Origin of the sequence: Rhodoplanes sp., assembly GCF_013377085.1 — a bacterium.
In the GTDB taxonomy this organism is placed as follows: domain Bacteria; phylum Pseudomonadota; class Alphaproteobacteria; order Rhizobiales; family Xanthobacteraceae; genus Rhodoplanes.
Genome location: NZ_JACAAX010000009.1, coordinates 23672 through 47822, shown reverse-complemented (window position 1 = coordinate 47822; position 24151 = coordinate 23672). Strand labels below are relative to the sequence as shown.

General features: G+C 68.4%; 23 protein-coding genes, 1 tRNA gene and 1 pseudogene. 13 read left to right on the top strand and 12 right to left on the bottom strand.

Annotation, left to right across the window (positions count from 1 at the left end):
* Positions 1 to 84 precede the first annotated feature (84 nt).
* Positions 85 to 1491, top strand: a complete 1407-nt coding sequence (locus tag HXX10_RS08940; RefSeq protein ID WP_367141948.1) for a UbiD family decarboxylase — start codon at positions 85 to 87, stop codon at positions 1489 to 1491.
* A gap of 30 nt (positions 1492 to 1521) precedes the next feature.
* Here HXX10_RS08940 and HXX10_RS08935 read toward each other — a convergent pair whose 3' ends face one another.
* Positions 1522 to 1776 (bottom strand): hypothetical protein, encoded by a 255-nt coding sequence (locus tag HXX10_RS08935; RefSeq protein ID WP_296521815.1) that lies wholly within the window; start codon positions 1774 to 1776, stop codon positions 1522 to 1524.
* A gap of 465 nt (positions 1777 to 2241) precedes the next feature.
* Here HXX10_RS08935 and HXX10_RS08930 point away from each other — a divergent pair, with 465 nt between their 5' ends.
* Positions 2242 to 3117, top strand: coding sequence for an aspartate/glutamate racemase family protein (locus tag HXX10_RS08930; protein WP_296521814.1), 876 nt, complete (start codon positions 2242 to 2244; stop codon positions 3115 to 3117).
* A 251-nt stretch (positions 3118 to 3368) separates the two neighbouring features.
* Here HXX10_RS08930 and HXX10_RS08925 read toward each other — a convergent pair whose 3' ends face one another.
* Positions 3369 to 3638, bottom strand: a complete 270-nt coding sequence (locus HXX10_RS08925; RefSeq protein ID WP_296521813.1) for a hypothetical protein — start codon at positions 3636 to 3638, stop codon at positions 3369 to 3371.
* Positions 3639 to 3816: 178 nt separating this feature from the next.
* Here HXX10_RS08925 and recQ point away from each other — a divergent pair, with 178 nt between their 5' ends.
* Positions 3817 to 5691, top strand: coding sequence for a DNA helicase RecQ (recQ, locus tag HXX10_RS08920; protein WP_296521810.1), 1875 nt, complete (start codon positions 3817 to 3819; stop codon positions 5689 to 5691).
* A gap of 1274 nt (positions 5692 to 6965) precedes the next feature.
* On the opposite strand, the gene HXX10_RS08915 is transcribed toward recQ, so the two are convergent.
* Positions 6966 to 8549 (bottom strand): L,D-transpeptidase, encoded by a 1584-nt coding sequence (locus HXX10_RS08915; RefSeq protein WP_296521808.1) that lies wholly within the window; start codon positions 8547 to 8549, stop codon positions 6966 to 6968.
* A 105-nt stretch (positions 8550 to 8654) separates the two neighbouring features.
* Between HXX10_RS08915 and HXX10_RS08910 the strand changes: the two are divergent.
* The 3 genes and pseudogenes from HXX10_RS08910 to HXX10_RS08900 form a co-directional block, all read left to right on the top strand.
* A pseudogene (locus HXX10_RS08910) lies at positions 8655 to 8924 on the top strand (zincin-like metallopeptidase domain-containing protein); the annotation flags it as partial.
* Positions 8925 to 9278: 354 nt separating this feature from the next.
* Positions 9279 to 10172 (top strand): hypothetical protein, encoded by an 894-nt coding sequence (locus HXX10_RS08905; protein ID WP_296521806.1) that lies wholly within the window; start codon positions 9279 to 9281, stop codon positions 10170 to 10172.
* Positions 10169 to 10636 carry a hypothetical protein gene (locus HXX10_RS08900; protein WP_296521804.1) on the top strand — a complete coding sequence of 156 codons (468 nt, stop codon included), beginning with the start codon at positions 10169 to 10171 and terminating at the stop codon, positions 10634 to 10636. Before HXX10_RS08905 ends, HXX10_RS08900 begins: the two co-directional genes overlap by 4 nt.
* A 139-nt stretch (positions 10637 to 10775) precedes the next feature.
* Here the strand turns inward: HXX10_RS08900 and HXX10_RS08895 are convergent.
* A tRNA-Ser gene (locus HXX10_RS08895) sits at positions 10776 to 10865 on the bottom strand.
* 123 nt (positions 10866 to 10988) lie between these two features.
* Between HXX10_RS08895 and mobA the strand changes: the two genes are divergently transcribed.
* Complete coding sequence (mobA, locus tag HXX10_RS08890) at positions 10989 to 11813, top strand: molybdenum cofactor guanylyltransferase MobA (protein ID WP_367141947.1); 825 nt, start codon at positions 10989 to 10991, stop codon at positions 11811 to 11813.
* A gap of 31 nt (positions 11814 to 11844) precedes the next feature.
* On the opposite strand, the gene glp is transcribed toward mobA, so the two are convergent.
* Together glp and mobB are read right to left on the bottom strand one after the other, a co-directional pair.
* A complete protein-coding gene (glp, locus tag HXX10_RS08885; RefSeq protein ID WP_296521802.1) occupies positions 11845 to 13134 on the bottom strand; it encodes a gephyrin-like molybdotransferase Glp in 1290 nt (429 codons plus the stop codon).
* On the bottom strand, positions 13122 to 13661 hold the full coding sequence (gene mobB / locus HXX10_RS08880; protein WP_296521800.1) for a molybdopterin-guanine dinucleotide biosynthesis protein B: 540 nt from the start codon (positions 13659 to 13661) through the stop codon (positions 13122 to 13124). Before mobB ends, glp begins: the two co-directional genes overlap by 13 nt.
* Before the next feature lie 184 nt (positions 13662 to 13845).
* On the opposite strand from mobB, the gene HXX10_RS08875 reads away from it, so the two are divergent.
* On the top strand, positions 13846 to 14064 hold the full coding sequence (locus HXX10_RS08875) for a sulfurtransferase TusA family protein (RefSeq protein WP_296521797.1): 219 nt from the start codon (positions 13846 to 13848) through the stop codon (positions 14062 to 14064).
* 330 nt (positions 14065 to 14394) lie between these two features.
* Here the strand turns inward: HXX10_RS08875 and HXX10_RS08870 are convergent, their stop codons facing one another.
* From HXX10_RS08870 to HXX10_RS08850, 5 genes are all read right to left on the bottom strand, one after another.
* Positions 14395 to 14550 (bottom strand): DUF3309 family protein, encoded by a 156-nt coding sequence (locus HXX10_RS08870; protein ID WP_296521795.1) that lies wholly within the window; start codon positions 14548 to 14550, stop codon positions 14395 to 14397.
* A gap of 225 nt (positions 14551 to 14775) precedes the next feature.
* The gene (locus HXX10_RS08865) at positions 14776 to 15204 is read right to left on the bottom strand and encodes a hypothetical protein (protein WP_296521793.1); all 429 of its coding nucleotides are present in this window, start codon (positions 15202 to 15204) and stop codon (positions 14776 to 14778) included.
* Between the two features lie 14 nt (positions 15205 to 15218).
* A complete protein-coding gene (locus HXX10_RS08860) occupies positions 15219 to 15557 on the bottom strand; it encodes a hypothetical protein (protein WP_296521792.1) in 339 nt (112 codons plus the stop codon).
* A gap of 416 nt (positions 15558 to 15973) precedes the next feature.
* The gene (locus HXX10_RS08855; RefSeq protein WP_296521790.1) at positions 15974 to 17302 is read right to left on the bottom strand and encodes a methyl-accepting chemotaxis protein; all 1329 of its coding nucleotides are present in this window, start codon (positions 17300 to 17302) and stop codon (positions 15974 to 15976) included.
* Positions 17280 to 17801, bottom strand: a complete 522-nt coding sequence (locus HXX10_RS08850; protein ID WP_296521789.1) for a PAS domain-containing protein — start codon at positions 17799 to 17801, stop codon at positions 17280 to 17282. The genes HXX10_RS08855 and HXX10_RS08850 overlap by 23 nt, the downstream gene beginning before the upstream one ends.
* Positions 17802 to 18164: 363 nt before the next feature.
* On the opposite strand from HXX10_RS08850, the gene HXX10_RS08845 reads away from it, so the two are divergent.
* The 5 genes from HXX10_RS08845 (at position 18165) to HXX10_RS08825 (ending at position 22111) form a co-directional block, all read left to right on the top strand.
* The gene (locus tag HXX10_RS08845) at positions 18165 to 18515 is read left to right on the top strand and encodes a PilZ domain-containing protein (RefSeq protein WP_296521787.1); all 351 of its coding nucleotides are present in this window, start codon (positions 18165 to 18167) and stop codon (positions 18513 to 18515) included.
* A 257-nt stretch (positions 18516 to 18772) separates the two neighbouring features.
* A complete protein-coding gene (locus HXX10_RS08840; protein WP_296521785.1) occupies positions 18773 to 19147 on the top strand; it encodes a PilZ domain-containing protein in 375 nt (124 codons plus the stop codon).
* A gap of 180 nt (positions 19148 to 19327) precedes the next feature.
* A complete protein-coding gene (gene hemH / locus HXX10_RS08835; protein WP_296521783.1) occupies positions 19328 to 20485 on the top strand; it encodes a ferrochelatase in 1158 nt (385 codons plus the stop codon).
* Between the two features lie 192 nt (positions 20486 to 20677).
* Positions 20678 to 21664, top strand: a complete 987-nt coding sequence (locus HXX10_RS08830; protein WP_296521920.1) for an SPFH domain-containing protein — start codon at positions 20678 to 20680, stop codon at positions 21662 to 21664.
* Between the two features lie 3 nt (positions 21665 to 21667).
* Entirely contained in the window at positions 21668 to 22111 is a 444-nt protein-coding gene (locus HXX10_RS08825) for an NfeD family protein (RefSeq protein WP_296521781.1), read from the top strand.
* Positions 22112 to 22154: 43 nt separating this feature from the next.
* Here HXX10_RS08825 and HXX10_RS08820 read toward each other — a convergent pair whose 3' ends face one another.
* Positions 22155 to 23846 (bottom strand): methyl-accepting chemotaxis protein, encoded by a 1692-nt coding sequence (locus HXX10_RS08820; protein WP_296521779.1) that lies wholly within the window; start codon positions 23844 to 23846, stop codon positions 22155 to 22157.
* Positions 23847 to 24151 lie beyond the last annotated feature (305 nt).

Below are 24151 nucleotides of genomic sequence, written 5' to 3'. Positions count from 1 at the left end.
CGGACTGCGGGCACGGCTTGCGTGTCGTCCGGCCATCTGCTCGACTGCACTGATACTGCCCCCCGAAACAGGTCCTCTCCCGCAATGCCGCCAAAGATGTCGCCGCTGGACAGCCAGGGTCTCCGCGGATTTCTGCGCATGGTCGAGCAGAGGTTCCCGGACGAGCTGCTGCGCATCCGCGCGCCGGTGCGCACCAAGCTCGACATCACGTCGTTGGTGCTCGAGCTGGAAAAGACCGGCCGCAGCCCCGTCGTGGTGTTCGACAACGTCGAGGGCCACGCCATGCCGGTCGTCACCAACACGACGGGCAACCGGCGGCTGCTCGCCGCCTGCCTCGGCGTCGAGCCGGCGGATCTGCCGACCGCCTTTCGCGAGCGTTGCCAGACCTACATTCCGTGCGAGCTGGTCGACGAAGCCCCCTGGCACGAGGTGACGCTGGAAGGCGACGACGTCGACCTCGGAGCGCTGCCGATCCCGGTGCATTTCTCGGTCGATGCGGCGCCCTACATCACGGCGGGCCAGATCGTCGCCCGCGATCCGGTGACGGGCGTCGACACCACCGGCTTCCACCGGCTGATGCTGAAGGGCAGGAACCGGCTCGGCGTGTCGCTGCACTCGCGCCGGCGCATGTGGGAGTTCCATCGCCGCGCCGAGGAGCGCGGCGAGGCGCTGCCGGTCGCCGTCACGCTCGGCATCCATCCGCTGCACTACATGGGCTCGATGGTCTACGCCTATCCGCCCGGCGTGCGAAAGTTCGAGATCATCGGCGGCCTGTTCGGGCAGCCCTACTGGCTCGCCCCGACCGGCATCGACGGCCTCGCCGTGCCGGCCGGCGCCGAGATCGTCATCGAGGGCGAGATCCTGCCCGGCGTGCACGAGCCGGAAGGCCCGTTCAGCGAGTTCACGGGCTACGCCTCGTATCGGAGCACCCAGAACGTGCTGGTCGCCAAGCGCGTGCGCATGCGACGCGACGCCATGTTCCACTCGGTCGCCTCGGGCATGGCGAAGGACCACATACTGGTGTCGTGCATCACCCGCGAGGGCGAGATCCTCAACACGCTGCGGCGGAACCTGCCGAACGTCATTGCCGTGCACGTGCCGCACACCACCTGCGGCGCCTTCATGGCTTTCGTGAAGATGAGGAAGACCGCCCAGGGCGAGCCGCAGCAGGCCATCATGGCGGCGCTCGGCACCGAATTCTACACCAAGTACGTCATCGTCGTGGACGAGGACGTCGACATCTTCGACATGAACGACGTGATGTGGGCGGTGGCGACAAGGGTGCGCGCCGAGCAGGACATCGTGCTCATCCCGGGCTGCAAGGGCGCGATCCTCGACCCGACCTCCGACCCGCAGACCTTCACGCTGACCAAGATGGGCATCGATGCGACGCGACCGCTCGGCAAGGATTTTGCCGAGCGGTTGACCATCTCGGACGAGCAGCGGGCGCGGGTGCGCGGGATTCTCGCGGGCGCCGGTGTCGCTCTTTAGGAACGACGCCAGCGTCGCGCGGGGTGAGCCTCAGCGCGCGGCGAAGGTGCGCAGCGTGCGGCGGCGATCGCCGGCGAGCGCCAGGGCGGCGCGCTGGGCCGCCGCCGGGTTTGGAAAGCGCCGCTGGTCCATCGGATAGAACGCCCGCGTCGCGGCGAAGAAGGTGAAATCGTCGCCGCTCTCGCGGATCACGATTCCGACCGTGGTATCGTCGACCTCGACCGCATAGGCATTGTGGGCGGGCGATAGTCGCGGATGCGGGGAGGCAGCGTCGGTGAGGCTCATCGTCGGTTCCTGTCGTATCGGAGCCCACGAAGACCGTTCGTGGCGCTTTAGCGCTTGGTGACGCGGCGCAAGCTGCTCCATCAAATCCCGCGGCCGGCCTTGCACGTATCGTGCCTCTTGCCGACCCCTCGACGATGCAGCAGCGGACGATCGAGCACAAGCCGAATGGCATTCTTGTTTGAAGTCAAACGGAAGCAGAATTTTCGGTAGCCCCTCGGCTGCCGGGACCGGATTCCCCCAGGGTGCGATTTACGCCGGATCCGAGCCCCCGGCAGGCGAGCCGAGACCTGACCGGCGCGCCGATCGAGTCCGCCGCCTTTGCAGACCAGCGATGCAGCGCCGGCGCTGGTCTGCGTGCCGGCCCGGGTCCTTGATCGCGGCACCTCCGATCGGTCCGGGTCACGCCGTTGCGCCGCCGAGACGGTGCCGGCAGCCCCAATCACATCGCAACGGAAGGACGCCGTGATGCAGCCCGCGCCCAAGAAGTATCGCTTTGCCCTGATCAACGCCTTCGTCCTGCCGAAGGACTCGCCCTATATCGACGAGCACCACGTTCCGGTGGAAGGCCCCAAAGAATCGCGGATCATGAACTTCGAGAGCGTCAAGGACGTGCTCGCCGACGTCGACTGGGACTTCAGCCCGGGCGCGCTCGCCCCCTACGGCAACTGGCCGGTGCTGACCCGTGAGGAGTTCGGCCTGGCGTCGTCGGCCCGTGTGCCGCTGGTGCGGGCGGCCTGCGAGACCGGCAAGTACAACGCGATCGTGCTGCTGGGCGGCGGCGAGCCGGGGTTTCGCGAATCGACCGAGGTGGCGCGCAACTACGGCATCCCGGTCACGGCCTGCGGCTTCGCGCAGATGTATCTCGCCACCATGCTGGGCAACCGGTTCAGCGTGATCGACATCGACGAGGTGCACAACATGTTCTACTACGACCTCGTCGTGCAGCATCGCCTCGACCAGCGCTGCGCCTCCATCCGCAACATCAATTTCCCGCTGCCGCGGCCCGGCGAGGAGCAGGCCGAGCACACCACGCGCGGCCAGCGCACCAAGGCGCTGCGCGGCGAGCACTCCGAGATGGTCGAGGCGGCGGTCGCCGAGGCGGTGGCGGCGATCGAGGAGGACGGCGCCGAGGTCCTCACCATGGGCTGCTCGGCGACCTTCTGGCTGCAGCCGTTCCTGAAGACGCGGCTGGCGGCGCTCGGCTGGGACATCCCGGTGCTCGAAGGCTATTCGGCCGCCATCCTGCTCGCCAAGCTGTTCGTCGATCTCGGCGTGACGGCCAGCAGCCTGACCTATCCGCCCGACCATCCCAAGCGCTGGCGCCGCAAGAAGACGTTCTGAGCCCGCCTCGCGAAGCCCCGTCTGCTCCTCGCGCAGACGCTCCGCCACCGGCACGTCGCGGACCCGACAACGATCCGCGACGAAGCCGAGGCGCAGCCGAGACGACGATGTGACTCTCCCGTCCGGCGGGACGCGCCTGGCGCGCGCCACGAAAGCACCCGCCCCCGCGCCTTGCCGGTTCGGAGGCGAAGCATTTTCGTCACGCGGGCCGGGCGCTTCGCTCGAGAGCGTCCCGGCCGCGGAGCGCCCGGTTACAAGGGGCTGAGCCCGAACCCGGACTCTCCGCCGACGTCCCGGTCTTGCCCGGCCGGCCGAGCCGCCGCGAGGCGCTCGGCCCATACGCGGCAGGCGACGCCGGCGGGGTCCGGGCCCTTGTAGGCGGCCCGCGCCGCCATCAGGGCGGCGTCGGCGGTGTCGTAACGCTCCGACTGGTCGTTGATTCCGCAACTGAAGCGGTCTCTCGCCACGACCCCGGCCACGCGGGCCTCGGTCGTCGCACGGATGATGTAGGCGCTCGCCATCGCAACCTCCTATCCGGTCGTGACGCATCATCGGCCGGTCGGGCGGGGCAGGATTGCGCTGCATCAAGAATTCGACAGTTCGTCGCGCCGCCAGCCGCTTCCGCTGCGCCCGGTCTGGCGCGCCGCGGCCGCGGCCGCTATCCTCCGCCACGACTCGCGTTCGGCGCATCGAAAGCTCATGGCTCACAGCCTCGTTCCTCCTCTCCGACGAGAGTCCGACATCCTCCCCTCCGCCCTCTCGGTGCTCGAATCGGTGTTCGGCCTGCGCGGCTTTCGCGGTGCGCAGGAGGAGATCGTGCGGCACGTCACGGGCGGCGGGCACTGCCTGGTGCTGATGCCGACCGGCGGCGGCAAGTCGCTGTGCTACCAGTTGCCGGCGCTGCTGCGCGAGGGCTGCGGCATCGTCGTCTCGCCGCTGATCGCGCTGATGCGCGACCAGGTCGCCGGGCTCACCGAGGCCGGGGTCCGGGCGGCCGTGCTGAACTCCACGCTGTCCGTCGCGGAAGCCTCCGCGGTCGAGCAGCAGCTCCTGGCGGGCGAGCTCGACCTGCTCTATGTCGCGCCGGAACGGCTGCTGACGCCGCGCTGCCTGGCGCTCCTGGCCCGCGCGAAGCTCGCCTTGTTCGCCATCGACGAGGCGCATTGCGTGTCGCAATGGGGGCACGATTTTCGCCCGGAATATATCGGCCTCTCGGTGATCGCCGAACGCTTTCCCGAGGTGCCGCGCATCGCCCTCACGGCGACGGCCGACGACCTCACCCGGCGCGAGATCGCCGAGCGCCTCGGCCTCGCCGACGCGCCGCGCTTCGTCGCCAGCTTCGACCGCCCCAACATCCGCTACGAGATCGTCGAGAAGCAGAACGCGCCGCGCCAGCTCGAGGCCTTCGTCGCCGAGCGCCACGCCGGCGACGCCGGGATCGTCTACTGCCTGTCGCGCGCCAAGGTGGAGGAGACGGCGAGCGCGCTGAGCCGCGCCGGCATTCCGGCGCTGCCCTACCACGCCGGCCTGCCGGCGGAGTTGCGCGCAAAAAACCAGGATCGCTTCATCAACGAGGACGGCGTCGTCATCGTCGCCACGATCGCGTTCGGGATGGGCATCGACAAGCCCGACGTGCGCTTCGTCGCCCATCTCGACCTGCCGAAGAGCATCGAGGCCTATTATCAGGAGACCGGGCGGGCCGGCCGCGACGGCAAGCCGGCCGACGCCTGGATGGCCTATGGCCTGTCGGACATCGTGCAGCAGCGCCGCATGATCGACGAATCGACCGGCTCCGACGCGTTCAAGCGGGTGTCGCTGGCGAAGCTCGACGCGCTGGTCGGCCTCGCCGAGACGGCGGGCTGCCGGCGCGCCCGCCTGCTCGGCTATTTCGGCGAGACGCCGCACGCCGCCGCCTGCGGCAACTGCGACAACTGCCTGTCGCCGCCGACACTGTGGGACGGCAGCGTCGTCGCCCAGAAGCTCCTGTCCTGCGCGTACCGCACCGGGCAGCGCTTCGGCGCGGCGCACCTGATCGACGTGCTGCTCGGCCACGCGACCGAGCGCGTCGCGCAATTCCGTCACGACACCCTGTCGGTGTTCGGCATCGGCAAGGAGCTGAACGAGAAGCAGTGGCGCGCCGTGGTGCGCCAGCTCGTCGCGCTCGGTCACCTGCGTCCGGACAGCGAGGCGTTCGGCGCGCTGACCCTGACGGACTCCTCGCGCGACGTGCTGACCGGCCGGACCGCCGTGATGCTGCGCGAACAGGCCGCCCGCGCCCGTCGCACCCGCCGCGACAGGGCGCGACGCGGCGCGGCCACGCTCCCCTCCGGCGCGCCCGGACCCGCCGGGAGCCCCGATCTGATCGGCCGGCTCAGGGCCTGGCGCTCCGAGGTGGCGCGCAGCCGCGGCGTGCCGGCCTATGTGGTGCTGCACGACGCCACCATCGACGGCATCGCCGCCGCGTGCCCGACGACGCTGGCGGCGTTGCGCGAAATACCCGGCATCGGCGACAAGAAGCTCGAGCATTACGGCGCCGACCTCCTGGCCCTGGTGAAGGCGGCCGACGGCGACTGAAACCGACGGCTCCTTCACCTCTCCCCGCACGCGCTACGGGATGCACACATCGCTTGCCATGCATGAGAGCGTCATGCGCGGGCTCGACCCGCGCATCCATCGATTTTCGCAAAAATGCTTTGTTCGCAGGATGATGGATCGCCGGGTCAAGCCCGGCGATGACGACGGTGGGGAAGGCGCTCTTTTTGCCGTACCACCAGATGGTCTCGACAAAACGAGATCTGTGCATCCCGTAGCCCGCACGCGGGGAGAGGAAGAGTCGGCGCTGTGCCGCACAAGTGCTCACCACAAATCTCCACCGCTCCCGCGACGCGCGGGGCGCCCGGGGTGTGCCCATGACCCGTGCCCTGGCCCTTCCGAAGAAAGACCGAGGGAGGCGGAGCGCCGGCAGGCGCCAAACCTGAAATTCTGCGCTCGTGGAAGCGCAGCGCGTGCGAAAAGCGTCGCACGCACGCCTCCCGGCGCTCCACCGCGGCGATTTTGGGCTTTCGGGCCGCGCTTGCAGTCCGGCCCGACCGGGGTGACGGACCTCTCCAGCGATGCTCCTCGCGCCCGGGTCGTCTTGCCCGGAGGGCGGAGCCCCAAAAACCCCCGGGAGCCCGGCGGACGAGGCCGGACCCGCAGGCGCCGCATCCGCCGGCCGGATTTCCCGGGAGTTCCGGCGGCCGGTTTCTTTGCACGCGAGACCGTCGCGCGAAAAAGCAACCGGCCCGCTCCGCCGCCCGACGTCACCGGTCGACGTCCCTCGACGAGCGAGACCTGACCAATGTATTTAATCCTAGGATTTTAGTCAACAATGCCGGTGGCGGAGCATGAGGGCAGGCGCTGCGGCTCGGCGCCGGGTCGGCGGCCAGGACAGATACCAGCCGTCACACGCTCCGACGCGTCATCCGCGGGGACTCGTCATACGCCGGCTCGACCCGTGTCTCCATCTCTGGAAAGGAACATATTTTCAGCAGCTTGATGGATGGCCGGGTCAAGCCCGGCCATGACGCGAGGGGGCGAAGCCTGGATGAAAGACCCGTCCCGATTCAAAATCGATCCGCGCCACCTCGTCCAGGGACCAAACGGCTGACGGTCGCTGTTTCGAGCCGACAAATTGACAATCTGGACGCGCCGATTTTCGGCGGCATACGGGTGGGCCTCGTTTATCGACTGCGCCTTGCCGTATCCCACTGACACATGATTGTCGGTCCGCAGCCTATAAATTCGGCTCGTTCGTCGACTTGCGACCTCGAGCGACCACGCGGCCTGACGCCGCGTGCAGGGTCTCGTCACCAGCCCTGTTGCTCCCGACGGGGGTCGTACGGGTCGCCGCGCCAACCCGGATTGCCGAGTTGCTGGCTCCTGCCGCGCTGGTACGGATTGCCAGTTTCGGGGCCCCGGCCGGGCTGGAAAAATGAGCCGAAGAAGCCCCCCTCGCCCTGGCCGTCACGGCTCGCGACCGCGGCTGCGGGGGTCGGCTTGCGCGTGATGAAGCCGCCCTGCGGATGGTTGTTCAGCACCACGACGAACTCGGTGCGATAGTTGGTCTCGGCGCTCAGCGGCTCGTCCGAGACGACGATCGAGGATCGCGGCAATGCGGTCGGCGCGATGCGATCGAGCACGTCCTGCGGGATGGTGATGCGGTCGAGCGCGGTCTTGGCCTCGTCCGCGTTGTCGATCGTGACCGCGCTCCAGCGCAGGCCCGCGTCGCTGCGTGCCATCGCGGTGAACACATGCGTGCCGATCGGCTTGTCCGGATTGCGGATCGTGACCGGAACCTCGATGGTCGCGTCGAACACCTCGCCGCCCCCGTCCGGCGCCGGCTTGTGCGTGTTGCGCCGCACGTAGAGCTTCTGGGTCGCGCGGCTGATGTAGATCGAGACCGGTTCGAGCGCGAGCTTCGCGTCGCTCGCCGCCGTGGCGGTGGCGGCCTTCCTGATCTCGGCTGCCTTGGCGGCGTCCTTTGCGGCGGCGGCGGCGTCGAGCTTCGACGTCGCGGCGGCCCGGGCGGTGCCGAGCTGCGTCGCCAGGTCCGCGGCCTTGGCGGCGGCCTTCTGCTTGCGATCCTCGGCCCGCGCCCTGGCGTCGTCCGTCTTTGCGGCGGCGAGGGCCTTGTCGGCGGCTGCAAGCTCGGCGGCGGCACGGGTCTCGAGCGATTCCAGCTTGCGCAGCGACGCCGTGAGCGGTGCTGTCTCCCGCGCCAGCGTCGCGGCGGCTTTCTTCGCCTCGTCGGCGGCCCTGGCGGCCTCCACGGCTTGGCGGGCCAGCGATTCGACCCGCGCCGGGGCAGCCGCGACGGCCTCCGCCTTCGGCACCAACAGCGCCGGATGGGAAAACTCGACCGGGGCCGCGTCGTTCGGCGAGATGATCACCCGCATCCCGATCCGGGTCCTGTCGAACAGCTTCTCGGCAAAGCCGTAAGGCATGCGCACGCAGCCGTGCGAGGCCGCATACCCCGGCAGCGGCCCGCCGTGCAGCGCGATGCCGTTCCAGGTGATGCGCTGCATGTTCGGCATCCACGCGTCGTCATACATGGTCGAGCGGTGGTCCTTGTCCTTCTCGACGACGGCGAAGATACCGGCCGGCGTCTCGCGTCCCTTGACGCCGGTCGACACCGGCGCGCGCACGATCCAGCCGTCGGCGTCGTAGAACACGACCTGCTGCGACTTGATCGAGACGATCGCCATGATCGGCTCGCCCGCCGGGCGCGGCGCCGTCGCTTCCTTGGGTGGCGGCGCGGGGCGCGCCTCCCGCGCGACGGCGTCGGCGGTCAGCGCCGTCAATGCGGCCATGGCGGCGAGCGTCGCAAGGGCGGGAGCCCCCCAGCGCCGCATCGCCACGGGGGATTGCGCCGTCGTCAGTCGATTTGCCATGCCATGTCCGCTTGAATTTCTGTCCACGCTCGCGTCGAATAATGCCTGCCCGCGCTCGCGTCGAATCACGTGTCGGATCGCGCTTTTGAATAATTATCCGCCACCATCGACGCCGCCAATTCGTCTCGAGGGACTATCGGCGCGTATCGACGGTATCGACATACGACGGCCGGCGCAGGACGAAGGGCGGCGCGCGACTCGACTGCACCGCGACCTTGTCCGGACACCACCCTCTGCAAGCAACTCTCTGCAAGCAAATTATGCGCCGACGCACGGATCACCGGCACGCCACGCGCCGATCACGCTCGATACCTCGCAAGATACCTGGCAAGTTGGCTGGCCGTTCCGAGGGAGGACAAGCGTGCGATCTTCCCAGCCGCGTCGAAGGCGTCCGAAGCCGTCGAGTTCTCGAGCGCAGCACCAGACGCTCAGGCAAGCCGTTCGAGGTGTGGGCGAGCGCATGGGTTATGGCCGCGCCAGGATATAAAATATTTTATTTTCAATGACTTGACGGCATCCGTGGCGGAGGGAGTGGAGCCGGGGGCGAACATTCTCCGCGTCGTTCAGCGCACTCGATCGTATCGAGTTCATCCGATTGCATTTGATCTACGGACGAGCCGGGGGGGGGGGCGCTCAATCGCGACCAGAAGCGCTGTAGGAATTTATTCGTTGACAAATAGCGATCGTCGAAGTAGGAATATTATCGTATTTTCTATCGAGGCGCCGATTATGACGACCTCTCCGGACCTGACGTGCGAAATCCTCCGGTACAAATCACTGGTCGCGGCGGACAGGTTTCTGTTGGGCTTGGCGGAAGTGCTTCCCCCGGGGCCGCACCCGCGTGCCGAATGGTTCCGAATCGGATCGAATTTGGCCTTCCGGCAGTTCCAGCTCGCCCTGGTCGAGTACGTGGCGAGTGAACAGAAAGCCGGGTTCAACCCGGATCAGCCACGTGTTCCGGCCGGCAATCCCGACGGCGGACAATGGATGAGCGAAGGACCGAACAATGGTCTCAGCAGTCCTGCCGGGAGTAAGCCGTCGGCTCCGATCTCCACGCCGGGATTGGTATTGAGCGATGCGAGCCCTGATCCGATCGAGCCCGGAGCGCAATACGCACAAGCCCCCACAGAGATTGTCATCCATCCAAGCGGATTAACGGGCATTTCGCAGATTGATGACACGTCGAAGTCACTCGTCGGCACTTTGGCGCGCGTCATGGACGTCGTCGAATGGGTGCCCGACATGACCGCACAGACATACGGCACAGCGGTCCATGTGGCATTTGGAACCGCTGTTCGTCTCGGCAACCATCCCGGGCTCGGGTTTTTTGACGTGGAAACAACGTTTGGTGCTGAACCTGACGCGCCTTACGGCTCGAAGGGTAGCATCAGAACCGACATCCTTTTGCGAAATGAAGTTGGAGACATAATCGCAATTTACGACCTGAAGACGGGAGAAAAAGGCCTAACGCCTGGTCGCGTTAGGGAATTGCGCCAGAGGACTGGGGTGGGACCGAACATCCCAATCATCGAATTGCATGCGATCAGAGGCGTGACGCTGAAATACGCTTTGGTCTCCGGCGTCTTTGGAAGCTTTCGAATTTATTGGGGGAGCGCCCAATGAGCATGGAGATCGAAATCCTTTCAGACTTTCATCTGAAATCGTTCGACGAATGGCAACGTTCGATCGACGCCATCGGCTTTCCCCTTCAGCTCGACTCGAACATTGGGGTCGAAGACATCGGTGGATTTATTCCGGCACGCCTCGGCGAGACACCGACGGGATTCGAATGTTACCAAGACAATGCAAACGAGGTTGTCCAGTCCCTCGGACTTTCCAACTTGGGCCGGGCCTGGAGATTCGCACTAGGGCTGCGCTGGAAAGGCGATTTGAATGAACTTCAAGCGGCCTGGATGGCAGCCGCGGCCTACGCCAGAGCCACCAATGGTGTAATATTCGACTATGAGGAGGGAAAGGTATATCATCCACCCGAAGCCATCGCCCAGGTTCAACGCATCAGGCGCGACGTGCCACACGTCGAAGCCATGCTGCGAGAAATCATTACGCGATTCACGCCGAAGAAATAATCAAGTCGCCCGTAGAGGACGGTCTGCGAGGCTCGCAATGGCAGCCGCTTCACCAGACCCCACCGCACAACGGCAGAGTTTAGCGCCGGTCGACGACCGTCGAACGGAGAAATTTCGATTCCAGGTCGGCTCGGTCCGCTGGCGGAGGGAGTGGGATTCGAACCCACGTTACGGTTTCCCGTAAACACGCTTTCCAAGCGTGCGCCTTCAGCCACTCGGCCACCCCTCCGGACCGCCCCTGATACGAAGCCGGAGGGCATAATGCAAGCTTTCCCGCGGGTTGGCCGACGGCCCGGCTTGCACGCCGCGGCGGCGGCCGGCGGCGGCGGCCGGCGCCCTCGGGCCCCTGGCGGTGGACAAGCCCCCGGCGGTGGACAGGCCCGAAAAATTCCGCCACGCCGTGAGTGTCCTGATGAACCGCGCCTGCCGGCGCCGGGCCCTGCCGATGCCGACCGACCCGTCCCCGCCCCGCGCCCCATCCGGGATACCGAGCCGCGACCGGCCCGGTGCCCAGCCCGACATCGGGCCCGATGCCGCGCAGCACCCGACCGCCATCCCGCCGACGCTCGGGCTGGTGCTGGCGGGGGGCCGGGCGCGGCGGCTCGGCGGCGGCGACAAGGGCCTTCTCACGATCGGCGGACGGCCGATCCTGGCCCGGGTGCTGGCGCGGCTCGCCCCCTGCGCCGCCGTGATCCTCAACGCCAACGGCGACCCGGCCCGTTTCGAGGCACTGGCGCTGGCGCTGCCCGTCGTCGCCGACGACGTGCCGGGCTTTGCCGGGCCGCTCGCCGGCATCCTGGCGGGGCTCGACTGGGCGGCGGCGCACCGTCCGGACCTCGCCCATGTGGTCAGCGCGCCGGCCGACTGTCCGTTCCTGCCCACCGATCTGGTCGCCCGACTGCACGGCGCCGCGCGGAGCGCGAGCCTTCCGCTCGCCTGCGCCCGCTCGGGCGGACGCCGCCACCCGGTCGCCGCCCTTTGGCCGGTGGCCTTGCGCCACGATCTGCGGCGCGCCGTCGTCGAGGAGGAGCTTCACAAGGTCGGGGCCTGGATGGACCGCCACGGCGTCGCCCTGGCGGAGTGGCCGGACGCGCCGGTCGACCCGTTCCTCAACGTCAACACGCCGGACGACCTCGCGGCGGCCGAAACGCTGGCGGCGGAGCACCCCGGCGCCTGACGCGGCGGCGTGCCGGGCGCAACGCCGGCGTTCAGCCGGCGATCTCGGTGTAGGAGACGAAACCGACCGTGTCGCCGGGTGCGACCGCCGTGACGTCGTCGCCGATCTCGATCAGCCCGTCCGTCTCGGTGAGCGACGTGATGGCGCCGGCGCCTTCCAGCCGATAGGTCACCACCTCGGGGCGCCCGTCCGCCCCGGTCCGCAGCGAGCCGCGCAGATACTCACGTCGGCCCGGCTTCTTGCGATGCGCGAAGGCAGCCCGCACGGGCAGCACCTGGAGCGGGCGCGGCGTCGCGCCGGCGAGCCGCAGCAGCAGCGGCCGCACCACCCGCGCGAAGGTGACGAAGGCCGCCGCCGGATTGCCGGGCAGTCCGACGAAGGCGGCGCGGGCGCCCGCCGCGCCCGTCTCGCGTCCGGGGCCGGTCAGCACGCCCATCGCCACCGGCCGCCCCGGCTTGATGGCGATCCGCCAGAACACCAGCGTGCCGGCCCGCTCGACGGCGCTTCGCACATGATCGGCCTCGCCGGCCGAGACGCCGCCCGAGGTGATCACCAGATCGTGGCCGACGGCGGCGGAGCGCAGCGCGGCGGCGAGCGCGTCGGGATCGTCGGGCAGGATGCCGAGATCGGTGGTGACGGCGCCGAGCTTCTCGGCGAGCGCCAGCAGCAGATAGCGGTTGGCGTCGTAGATGGCGCTCGCCGGCAGCGGGGCGCCCGGCTCGACGATCTCGTCGCCGGTCGAGAACAGCGCGACGGCGACGCGACGGCGCACCGGCAGCCCGGTCAGGCCCTGCGCCGCGGCGAGCGCGACGTCGGCGGCGGCGAGCCGCCGGCCGGCCGGCAGCATCACGCCGTCCTTGGAGAGGTCCTCGCCGGCGAGCCGCCGGTTGTCGCCGGCCTTCAGACCGGGCGGCACGATCAGCACGTCGCCGTCGAGCCGGGCATCCTCCTGCATCAGCACCGTGTCGGCGCCCTGCGGGATCGGCGCGCCGGTGAAGATGCGCACCGCTTCGCCCACGGCGAGCGGCCGCGCGGCCGCATGGCCGGCCGCGATGCGGTCGACGACAGAGAGGCGCGTCTCGGCGCCCGATGCGAGATCGGCGTGGCGCAGCGCATAGCCGTCGACGGCGGAGTTGTCGAAGGGCGGCAGGTCGAGCCGCGCCGGAATATCGTGCGCCGTCACCCGGCCGAGCGCGGCGCGCAAGCCCACCGCCTCGATCTCGGCCACCGGGACGATGCGCTCGGCCAGCAGCCGCTCCATCTCCTCGATGCGCAGCACCGGCGCGGCGACCGCGAAGGAGTCGTCGCTCAGTTGCGGCATGCGGCGCTCCCGGCGCGGGCGATCGCCTCCTCGATCGGGATCGCGCGCTCGACCAGGAGGTCGACGATCGCCTGGACGTCGTCGAGCGCCAGCACCGGGATGGCGGCGTCCGGCACCGGGCCGTCGGAGGCGATGGCGACGATGTCGTGATCGTCGGGAAAGATGTAGGGCTTGCCGACCACGGCGCGGTGCACCTCGAGCTTGGGATGCGGCTCGCGCTTGAAGCCCTCGACGACGACCAGATCGACCGGCGCCAGATGCGCCAGCAGCTCGTGCAGCTCCGGCTCGGGAGCGCCGCGCAGCTCGTGCATCAGGGCGAAGCGCAGCGGCGAGGAGACCAGCACCTCGGTCGCGCCGGCGACCCGGTGGGCATAGGAGTCCTTGCCCGGATGATCGACGTCGAAGCCGTGATGGGCGTGCTTGACGGTCGACACCGTCAGGCCGCGGCCGATCAGCCGCGGAATGACGCGCTTGAGTAGCGTGGTCTTGCCGGCACCGCTCCACCCGGTGAACCCGATAACCCGCACGGCGTGCTCCCCCCGTCGGCGGCGCCCGCGCGCCACACCCGTTTCCTCTTAATCCGAAACGAGGAGCCGATCCAACCGGACGTGGCGATGCGCACGGCGGGTCGGCACGGCGAGCGCGCCGAGGCGGACGACTGTCGGCCGATGGTCGGCTTGACGGGAGACGGAACGGCGGCGACAACCCGGCATGGACATGCTCGACCTGCGCGGGATGAAATGCCCGCTCCCGGCGCTGAAGACCCGCAAGGCGCTGACCCGGCTGGCGCCCGGCGCCGTGCTGACGGTCGCCTGCACGGATCCGCTGGCCGAGATCGACATTCCCCATGTCGTCAACGAGACCGGCGATGCGCTGGAGGACTCGCGGCGCGACGGCGACGTGATCACGTTCCGGATCCGCAAGCGGTGAGTGGACGCGAGGTCGTGACAATCGCGCTGGTCGTACCGGGGCGGCGCGAACCGCCGAGCCCGGCCCCCATAACCCTTCTCTCTCGATATCGAGCAGCATCGGGCGTATGGATTCCGGGCCCGCGCTCACGCGCACGTCCCGGAATGACGGGTTTTGCCGAGCCTCGCATTCGCGGAGCGACGGGTGACCGGAATCACTCGTCGTGCGGGCCGAGAAGACGGCCGGCGCAGCCGGCCATCGAGGACGTCTCGAACGGAGTGCTCCAATCCTTCGGCACGCGGACGACAGCTCTCCTGGAGCAGACGCCGCAGGCCAATCAGGCCGACCCGCTCAGAGGCGACCCGTCAGGGCCAGCACCAGGACGATGACCAGCACGACACCGACGATGCCGCCCGGGCCGTAGCCCCAGTTGCCGCTGTAGCCCCACCTCGGCAGCGCACCGATCAGCACGAGAATCAGAACGACGATCAGAATGGTCGACAACACGGGCGGCCTCCACGCATCGGTGAGATCGAGACGTCATATCAGTCTTCGCAGGCTCAGACCCGTCATGCGCGGGCTCGACCCGCGCATCCATCGCTTGAAAGAAGAGCTTCTTTCGAAGCTCGATGGATTGCCGGGTCAAGCCCGGCAATGACGATGAAGATCGAGAACAACAAAGACTGGTGACAATACGGCACCATCGGGATAGTTCCCGCTCCGCCACCGCGTCTATCTGCGGTCGACGCCGCGGCTCAGCATCATGCCGATCACGAAGGCCCCGACGAGGCCGAGCGAGAGCGCCCGGCGGCCGCCGAGCGTCCGGCCGAGGCTGAGCCCGGTGCTGATGAGCCGCGGGTCCATCCACCACGGCGGCACCGCCTGCGCGGCCGACCGGGCCACGATCGCTTCGCGGCGGCGTGCCGTTCGGCGCACCACGAACAGGCCGACCGCGGCGATCGCCGCGACCACCAGGAAGAACATCGCGAAGCCGAGGCTCGTCCCGATCGTGCCGAAGTCCTCCTGCGCGCGGATGAACACCGCGACGCCCGAGAACACCAGCGCCCCGCCGAGCGCCAGTCCCACGATCGACGCCCAGACGCTGCTCCTCACGAGCGCGTCGAGGCGTGACTGCCAGCGGCGAACGATCCCGTCGAGCATGCCCGTGCGTCCGCTCAACGCCGCCACAGTGCGCCGAACAGGAAGCCGAGCCCGAGCGCCAGCGCCACCGTCGAGAACGGCCGCGCCCGCACATTGTCCTCGACCGTCGAGCCGACCGTGTCGGCGAACTCGCTCACCGCGTCGCGGCTGCGCTCGCCCGCGCCGTGAACGGCGTCGCCGACATTGTCGCGCACGCGACGAAAGCGGTCCCGCACGCCGCCGAGCGCGTCCTCGCTCGACGAGGCGAGCGCCGTCGAGAGCTGGCCGGCGAGGCGCGTCACGTCGTCCTTCAGGCTCTGCAGATCGTTGCGCAGATCGTCGACATTGGTCGCGGGTCCGTTCACGGTCGCCATGGCAGTGCTCCAATCAGGTCGTGTGGAATTCGACGCGAGCGATCCGCTCGCGAAAGCGGCAAGCCATCTTGCCCTCCGGATCGGTAACGCGGCGACGGCGGAAAGGTTCTGGCGCCCGCGAGAACGAGATCGAGACCTGGGCGCGGCGGGACGAGCTGCGCGTGGAACCCGACGCCGGGCCGCACATTGCCGAGCTGACACCACGCCGAGGAGGCTCGAATGGGTCGTTATTTTCTGCTCTGGATGATCGGCATTCCGATCCCGGTTCTGGCGCTGATCTGGCTGTTCGGCGGTCTGCACTGAGACCTGTTCGGCTCTTTACGACCGCTGCCGATCGCGAGACATGATCACGAACGAAAAGCGCCGCGGGCGATGCCGCGGCGCTTTTCGTCGTTCGATCGCGCCAGATGCGGACCCTAGGCCGCGGCCGCTCCGTCGCCGTCCTGCGGGCCGCGCTTGAGCGACAGCAGGAACTCCTTCACGGACAGGCCGAGCTGATGCGACTGCTCGGCGAGGCTGCCCGAGGCCGACATGGTGAGGCCGGCGTGGCGCTCGGACTCGCCGGCATTGTCGCTGACGCCGCGGATCGTCGTGGTGATGCCGCGCACGCCGGCGAAGGCCTGCTCGACATTGCGGGCGATCTCCTGGGTCGCCTGCGACTGCGCGTCGATCGCCTGCGCCACGTGCGAGGTGATCTGGTCGACCTCGCCGATGGTGGCGCCGATGGCCGTGATGGCCGCGACGGCGGCCCGGGTGGTGCTCTGCACCTCGACGATGCTCCTCGAGATGTCCTCGGTGGCGCGCGCGGTCTGGCCGGCGAGAGTCTTCACCTCCTGGGCGACGACCGCGAAGCCCTTGCCGGCCTCGCCGGCGCGTGCCGCCTCGATGGTGGCATTGAGGGCGAGCAGGTTGGTCTGCGACGCGATCGCGTTGATCAGTTCGACGATCTCGTCGATGCGCCCGGTCGCGGTGGAGAGGCTCTCCACCGCATGGCTCGCATGCTCCACCTTGGCGACCGCGTCGCGGGCGATCGCCGCGGAGCGGTTGACGTCCTGGCCGATCTCGCGGGCCGAGGCGGCGAGCTCGGTGGTCGCCGCCGCCACCGTCTCCATGGCGGAGCTGGCGGTCTCGGAGGAGGATTCCACCGCCTTGGCGCGGTCGCGCGTCGCCGCGGCGCCGTCGCCGAGCACGCCGGCGGTCGCCTCCATGTTGCCGGCGGCACCCGACACCGCGTCGACGATCCGGCCGATCGCGTCCTCGAACTGCGCCGTGTTGGCGTTGAAGGCGGCGACGCGGCGCTGGATCACCGCCATGGCGTCGTTGATGGTCTCGCTCGCGCCCAGCACGGCGCCGTGCAGGCCCTTGGGCAGGATGCGGCGGTGGTATCGGTTGTCCCGGATTGCGCCCATCGTGGCCGCGGATTCGCGCACGAAGGCGTCGCAGCGATCGATCGCGTCGTTGAAGGCATGCTGCAGCCGGCCGAGCGCGCCGCGCTCGCGAAGGCCGATGACGCGGGCCTCGAAATCGCCGCGGGCGATCCGCTCGGCGACGTCGGCGAACATCCGGCAGATTCGGGCGATGCGCATCAGCCGCCAGGCGACGAAGGCGAGCGCCACGGCGGCGACGGCCAGGCCGCCCGTGAGCACGGGGATGCTGGACAGGGCGAGACCTGCAAACGCAGCGACGAGCGCGACGCCGGCGGCAACGACGCCGGCGACCGCCTCAGAGAGCGAAGACGAGTTCATCGTAGGGCACGCCTTGGGCATTGACGAAATCGATCAGCCGGCGATAGCCGGCCGCGAGGGCATCCTTGCCGTTGGCGTGGCGCGCTTCCTCGCGCAGCACCTCGGCATAGATGGGCGAGATCGCCGCGATGGCGCTTCGCTCAGGGACGCGCCGGTTCGAGTGGAAGCCGACGATCTCGTGCCGCTCGTTCAACGACGGCGTGACATGGGCGAACACCCAGTAGAAGTCGCCGTTGCGCGCCATGTTCTTCACATAGGCGAACACCTCGCGGCGGTCCTGGATGGTGTCCCACAACAGCTTGAACACGGCCCGCGGCATGTCCGGATGCCGGATGATGCTGTGCGGCTGTCCCATCAGCTCGGCCTCGCCGTAGCCGCACACGTCACAGAACACCTTGTTGGCGTATGTGATGCGGCCCTTGAGGTCGGTCTTCGAGACGATCAGGTCATCCGGGCTGAAATGAATTTCACGATCTGTCGGCGTCGCGCGTAATGACACGGCCCTCTTCCCATTCCTGAATCAGTGCGGTTAATTTGGCGGAGAGGTGGTAAATGAATGGCTACACCGCGCCGCAAAAAGATTAGGCACGGCCGGTTATAGTGTGACGATTTCGGCATCCGAAGGCGTTCCTCTATTCAGAACATGACAAAACTCGGCAATAGCTGACTAGCCGCTACGCATTATTTGGTCGCCATCGGCACGTGGCACGCGCAACCCGCGCCGACGGTTGCATGCTGTAGCGTCGGTGTCATGAAACAGTCATCTCATCCAAACCGATTAACCCTTTCCTAACCATTCCGTTGCAACCGCGACGCGGGGGGGTACGCTCTCGGCGGGAGTTGTCGATCGAGGGGAAGAGCCATGCAGGACCGCCGCCGCGAGCAGCGATGGCCCGCTTATCTCAGGGGCCGGATCAGCTTCGCCGACCGGTTTGCCGCGGTCGACTGCCTGATCCGGAACACGTCGGCGACCGGCGCGCGGCTCGCCGTGCACAACGGCGTCTTCGTGCCGGACGAGTTCGACCTGGCGATCCCGCGCAAGTCGACCGAGGTCCGGGTGCGGGCCCGCTGGCGCACCGTGGACGCCATCGGCGTGGAGATCGCCGACCCGCCGGCCGCCGACGCGCCGATCCCGATCTCCCTGGCCCGGCGCATCCGCGAGCTCGAGGCGGCGAACGAAGCCCTCGAGCGTCGCCTCCACGAGGAGACCTGATCGGCGTAATACCAGCCCTCACTGGTTTCGCCCCCTCGCGTCATGGCCGGGCTTGCCCCGGCCATCCATCAAGCTACTGAAAATAAATTCTTTTCTAGAGATGGATACGCGGGTCGAGCCCGCGTATGACGAGTCGGAGTATGTGACGGCTGGTATAAATCGACGACATTCCGAACGATCGCGTTAAGGTTCAATCGAGGCTCGGCTTGCCGCGGGGCGCGCAACCCCGCACAATTCGACATTGGCAGGAGGCGCCCATGTCGGACCCGGGCAAGGAAACGAACCGTCGCAAGGAGCAGCGTTCCCCGTCCTATCTCGGGGGCCGTCTCACCTTCTCGCAACAGAATCTCAGTGCCGACTGCGTGGTGCGCGACCAGTCCGAGGGCGGCGCGCTCTTGTTCGTCGATGGCGCCGAACGCGTTCCCGACGCCTTCGACCTGACCATCGCCAAGACCAAGACGGCCTATCGGGTGCGCACCCGCTGGCGCCGCAACGACGCGCTCGGCGTCGAGATCACGGCCCAGCACACCGGCCCGGCCGCGCCCCCCGACGCGTTCGAGGCCGACCGCATCCGCCGCCTCCGGGCCGAGAACGAGCGGCTGAGGCGTCGGCTGCGCCAGTTGGAGGAGTAGGCTCCTCGACCGCCGGCACAACCGCCCACGCGGTGACCTGCCGCCGGCGACGACACCCCACGGGACGTGATCGTACCCCCCCCGCCGCCGCCAATCGCCGCATCGGATCGCCTTGTGGGGTCTGGCTGCGGCGCGCCGGGCCTGCTATTCGCTCAGGTCGAGCCATCGATCCGAGCAACGATGAACGAGAGCATCCTGCCCCCCGATTCCCGCGAGGAGAGCCCCACCCTGGGGTCCGACGCCACGGATCGGGCATCCGCCGGGGCAGTCGCGCGGACGGCCGGCAGCTCCGGTCCGCGGCCGGCGGCGTCGCACCGGCCGGCCGACCACCCGCCGGTCGAGAGCGGCCGCATCGGCGTGCTGATCGTCAATCTCGGCACCCCCGACGCCACCGACGCGGTTTCGGTACGTAAATACCTCAAGGAGTTCCTCTCCGACCGGCGTGTGATCGAGGAAAACAGCCTGATCTGGAAGCTGGTCCTCAACGTCATCATCCTGCGCAATCGTCCGGCCCAGAAGGGGCGCGACTACGACAAGATCTGGAACCAGGAGAGGAACGAGTCGCCGCTCAAGACCATCACAAGGTCGCAGAGCGACCAGCTCGCCGCGAGCCTCGCGGGCGTCGACGACCGGCTCGTCGTCGACTGGGCGATGCGCTACGGCAACCCCTCGATGGAGTCGCGACTCCAGGCCCTGCAGGCGCGCGGCTGCGACCGCATCCTGCTGGTGCCGCTCTATCCCCAATACGCCGCCGCCACCACGGCGACCGTGTGCGACGAGGCGTTCCGGGCCCTGATGCGGATGCGCTGGCAGCCGACCCTGCGGGTCGCCGCGCCCTGGTACGACGACCCGGTCTATATCGACGCCCTCGCCCGCTCGATCGAGCTGGAGCTCGGCAAGCTCGCCTTCACGCCCGACATCCTGATCGCCTCCTTCCACGGCATCCCGAAGGAGTATTTCGACAAGGGCGATCCCTATTACTGCCACTGCGCCAAGACCCATCGGCTGCTGGCGGCGCGGCTCGGCATGGACGCAGACCGGTTCCGGCTGACCTTCCAGTCGCGCTTCGGCCGCGCCGAATGGCTGCAGCCCTACACCGACATGACCGTCAAGGGGCTGGCCGAGAGCGGGGTGAAGAGCCTCGCCGTGGTGACGCCCGGCTTCACGGCCGACTGCCTGGAGACGCTGGAGGAGATCGCCGGCGAGAACGCCGAGATCTTCCTGGAGCATGGCGGCGTGAATTTCGCGGCGATCCCCTGCCTCAACGACGGCGGCCCCGGCATGGAGGTGATCCGCACCGTCGTGCTGCGCGAGCTGAAGGGCTGGATCGACGCCTGACGGCACGATGACGCCTCGTTGACGCTCACGGTCGAATTTCGCGCCGCGCCCGTGCCGCCCGTGAACCGCGCAGCCGCCCCATCGGCCTAAACATCGGGTCTCGAATCCGTGAGGACGCGCGCCGCGCTTGCGGTATGATCGCTGCGTCGCCACACTTCGCGCCGGATTCACAACGGGAGCGCTTCGATGATTTTGGGCGGCCTCGACGTTTTCATCGTCATCCTCGTCCTGCTCGCCATCCTGACGGTCTTTCTGGGGGTCAAGACGGTCCCCCAGGGGTTCGAATGGACGGTCGAGCGGTTCGGCCGCTACACGCGGCGGCTCGACCCCGGGCTCAACCTGATCGTTCCGTTCGTCGACCGGATCGGTCGCAAGATCAACGTGATGGAGCAGGTGATCGACATCCCCCAGCAGGAGGTCATCACCAAGGACAATGCCAGCGTCACGGTCGACGGCGTCGCCTTCTTCCAGGTCGTCGACGCCGTCAAGGCGAGCTACGAGGTGGCGCAGCTCGACCTCGCGATCATCAAGCTGACCATGACCAATATCCGGTCCGTGATGGGCTCGATGGATCTCGACCAGATGCTGTCGCATCGCGACGAGATCAATGTCCGGCTGCTGCGGGTGGTGGATGCCGCCGTCTCGGCCTGGGGCATCAAGGTCAACCGCATCGAGATCAAGGACATCTACCCGCCCGCCGACCTCGTCAACGCGATGGGCCGGCAGATGAAGGCGGAGCGCGAGAAGCGCGCCGAGATCCTCACGGCGGAGGGCCAGCGGCAGTCGGACATCCTGCGCGCCGAGGGCGCCAAGCAGTCGCAGATCCTCGAGGCCGAAGGCCGCCGCGAGGCGGCGTTCCGCGACGCCGAGGCGCGCGAGCGATCGGCCCAGGCCGAGGCCAAGGCGACCGAGATGGTCAGCGAGGCGGTCGCCCGCGGCGACGTCGCCGCGCTGAACTACTTCATCGCCGAAAAGTACCTCAAGGCCTTCGCCGAGCTGGCCCGCTCGCCGAACCAGAAGGTGCTGATGCTGCCGATCGAGGTGACCGGCGTGCTCGGCTCGCTCGCCGGCATCGCCGAGATCGCCAAGGCGACCTTCGAGGACCGGGCGACCGCGGCGCGGCCTGCCGGCCGGGCGCCGACCGGCCCGTCCGTGCCGCCGCCGCAGCCTGCGAGGTGAGCCATGTCGATCCTCTCCGCGCTCGGCCCCTGGGGCTGGCTGACGGCGGCCGCCGTGCTGCTGATCGCCGAGATCATGGTGCCCGGCATCTTCCTCTTGTGGCTCGGTATCGCCGCCCTGATCGTCGGCCTGGTGTCGTTCGTGATCGCCTGGGGCTGGCAGCTCCAGTGGCTCGCCTTCGCGCTGATCTCGCTCGCCGCCATCCCGCTGTGGCGCCGGCTCGCCCGCGCCGGCCAGACCAGCGACCAGCCGTTCCTGAACCGGCGCATCGAGGCGATGGTCGGCCGCATCTTCACGCTGGAGCGGCCGATCGTCGGCGGCGCCGGCACGATCGCGGTCGACGACACGATCTGGCGCGTCACCGGCAGCGACGCTCCGGCCGGCAGCCGCATCAAGGTCACCCATGTCGACGGGGCGACCGTCCACGTGGAGCGGGTGGACGACTGACGCCGACGGCGGCGTGACGCGTCACGCCGCCCGCACGCCGCCGTCAGGCGGCCCGCACGCCGGCGAGGAAATTCCCCACCTCGAGCTTGAGGCGGTTGCTCTCGCCGGCGAGCGACTGCGCCGAGGTCAGCACCTGCGAGGAGGCCGCGCCGGTCTCGCCGGCGCCGCGATTCACCTCGGTGATGTTGGAGGCGACCTGCGCGGTCCCCTGGGCGGCCTGCTGGACGTTGCGGGCGATCTCGCCGGTCGCAGCCCCCTGCTCCTCGATCGCCGCGGCGATCGAGGACGCGATCTCCGAGATGCGGGAGATGGTGCCGCCGATCTCCTTGATGGCGGCGACCGACTCCTGCGTCGACGCCTGCATGCCGGACACCTGCGTCGCGATCTCTCCGGTCGCCTTGGCGGTCTGGGCGGCGAGCGCCTTGACCTCCTGGGCGACGACGGCGAAGCCCTTGCCGGCCTCGCCGGCGCGGGCCGCCTCGATGGTCGCGTTGAGCGCCAGCAGGTTGGTCTGCTCGGCGATCGCGTTGATCAGCTTGACCACGTCGCCGATGCGCTGCGCGGCATGCGAGAGCTCGGTGATGCGGCCGTCGGTCGTCTCGGCCTGCTTGACGGCCTCGCCGGCGATGCGGGTCGACTCCTGCACCTGACGGCTGATCTCGTCGACCGACGAGGTCATCTCGTCGGTCGCCGAGGCGACGCTCTGGACGTTGGCGGAGGCCTGCTCGGACGCGGTCGCGACGGCGGCCGCGAGCTGCATGGTGGTCTCGGCCGTGTGCGTCAGCGTGCCGGCGGCGGCCTCGAGCTCGGTCGCGGCCGTCGACACCGTATCCACCACGCCGCCGATCGCCGCCTCGAACTCGTCGGCGAGCGTGCACATGGACGACTTGCGCTCGGCGGCGGCCTGCCGCCCGGCCTCGGCCTGCGCCTCGGCGTCGCGACGCGCCTTCTCGGCCGCCTTGATCTTGAACGCCTCGACCGCCTCGGCGATCTCGCCGACCTCGTCCTTGCGGCCGACGCCGGCCAGCACGACGTCGAAGTTCCCGTTCGCGAGCTGATGCATGCCGGCGGTGAGCAACATGATCGGCCGCGCGATCCCGAACCGGGCGACGGCGAAGCCGATCAGCAGCGCGATCAGTATCCCGCCGCCGATGATCACGTAGCTCGACTGGCGGGCCGCGACCGTGGTGGCCCCCAGATCGGCCGCGCCCTGCTTGATGTCCTTGTTGAGCGCAATCGCCATCGTGGCCATGTCGGAGAACAGCTTTCCGAGCATCGGATCGATACGGCCTCGCATCTGCGCGACGGCTTCGTCCCGCTGTCCGCGCAACCCGAGGTCGACGACCGGCCTCGCCGCTGCGACGATCTCGCCGATGCTGCGTTCGTAACCCACGAGGTGGTCGGTGATGCGCGGCAGCCTGCGCTTGACCTCGGCCAGGCTCTGCTGCGCCGCCGCCACGGCCTTGTCGATCTCCGCCGGCAGGCTCCGCTTCTGCGCGTCGTCGGTCTCGGCGATCAGGCGATACAGCAGCATGTCGTATTGGTACAGCGAGCGATTGGATCGCGCCGCTGCGACGAGCGCCATCGCTTCATTGTCGATGAACAGTGCATAACCGGCGTCCACGGCCTGGATCTTCTGATTCGAATACCAGGCCCCGAAGCCCGCAATCGCAGCGAGAAGAAAGACGACACTCAGAATCTTCGGGAGGAGTCGGACATTGGCGAGAAGCGACATTGGAATTCCCATCGAGCCTGCGACGAGATCACGCCGACCGTTGACGGGGGCGAGGTCGTCGACGGCCAGACGGTATTCCGATGACGTTTCAAGGATGTGGACCGAACTTATCGGCTTTTAATCAGGTCTTTGCAGTCCGGCGACAATCTGACCGATGCAATTGCGTCGATCTTGTCGAAAGCTGCGCGTTGTCGTTCGGAAGTGCTGTCGCGATCGGACTTTCCGATCGCACCGCGCAGGCGCGGATCCGGTCTCGGCCTCGGCTTGCGGAATCGGAATGGCCGGCACGCGCCGGCCACCGCTGT

Excerpts from the sequence above, each read along its gene's own strand:
- HXX10_RS08860 (WP_296521792.1), bottom strand. The coding sequence starts at position 15,557 with ATGGCGACCGTGAACGGACCCGCGACCAATGTCGACGATCTGCGCAAC.
- HXX10_RS08840 (WP_296521785.1), top strand. The coding sequence starts at position 18,773 with ATGTCGGACCCGGGCAAGGAAACGAACCGTCGCAAGGAGCAGCGTTCC.
- HXX10_RS08930 (WP_296521814.1), top strand. The coding sequence starts at position 2,242 with ATGCAGCCCGCGCCCAAGAAGTATCGCTTTGCCCTGATCAACGCCTTC.
- HXX10_RS08865 (WP_296521793.1), bottom strand. The coding sequence starts at position 15,204 with ATGCTCGACGGGATCGTTCGCCGCTGGCAGTCACGCCTCGACGCGCTC.
- HXX10_RS08845 (WP_296521787.1), top strand. The coding sequence starts at position 18,165 with ATGCAGGACCGCCGCCGCGAGCAGCGATGGCCCGCTTATCTCAGGGGC.
- glp (WP_296521802.1), bottom strand. The coding sequence starts at position 13,134 with ATGCCGCAACTGAGCGACGACTCCTTCGCGGTCGCCGCGCCGGTGCTG.
- HXX10_RS08905 (WP_296521806.1), top strand. The coding sequence starts at position 9,279 with ATGACGACCTCTCCGGACCTGACGTGCGAAATCCTCCGGTACAAATCA.
- HXX10_RS08825 (WP_296521781.1), top strand. The coding sequence starts at position 21,668 with ATGTCGATCCTCTCCGCGCTCGGCCCCTGGGGCTGGCTGACGGCGGCC.
- HXX10_RS08875 (WP_296521797.1), top strand. The coding sequence starts at position 13,846 with ATGGACATGCTCGACCTGCGCGGGATGAAATGCCCGCTCCCGGCGCTG.
- hemH (WP_296521783.1), top strand. The coding sequence starts at position 19,328 with ATGAACGAGAGCATCCTGCCCCCCGATTCCCGCGAGGAGAGCCCCACC.
- recQ (WP_296521810.1), top strand. The coding sequence starts at position 3,817 with ATGGCTCACAGCCTCGTTCCTCCTCTCCGACGAGAGTCCGACATCCTC.
- HXX10_RS08855 (WP_296521790.1), bottom strand. The coding sequence starts at position 17,302 with ATGAACTCGTCTTCGCTCTCTGAGGCGGTCGCCGGCGTCGTTGCCGCC.
- HXX10_RS08925 (WP_296521813.1), bottom strand. The coding sequence starts at position 3,638 with ATGGCGAGCGCCTACATCATCCGTGCGACGACCGAGGCCCGCGTGGCC.
- HXX10_RS08940 (WP_367141948.1), top strand. The coding sequence starts at position 85 with ATGCCGCCAAAGATGTCGCCGCTGGACAGCCAGGGTCTCCGCGGATTT.
- HXX10_RS08900 (WP_296521804.1), top strand. The coding sequence starts at position 10,169 with ATGAGCATGGAGATCGAAATCCTTTCAGACTTTCATCTGAAATCGTTC.
- HXX10_RS08820 (WP_296521779.1), bottom strand. The coding sequence starts at position 23,846 with ATGTCGCTTCTCGCCAATGTCCGACTCCTCCCGAAGATTCTGAGTGTC.
- HXX10_RS08915 (WP_296521808.1), bottom strand. The coding sequence starts at position 8,549 with ATGGCAAATCGACTGACGACGGCGCAATCCCCCGTGGCGATGCGGCGC.
- HXX10_RS08935 (WP_296521815.1), bottom strand. The coding sequence starts at position 1,776 with ATGAGCCTCACCGACGCTGCCTCCCCGCATCCGCGACTATCGCCCGCC.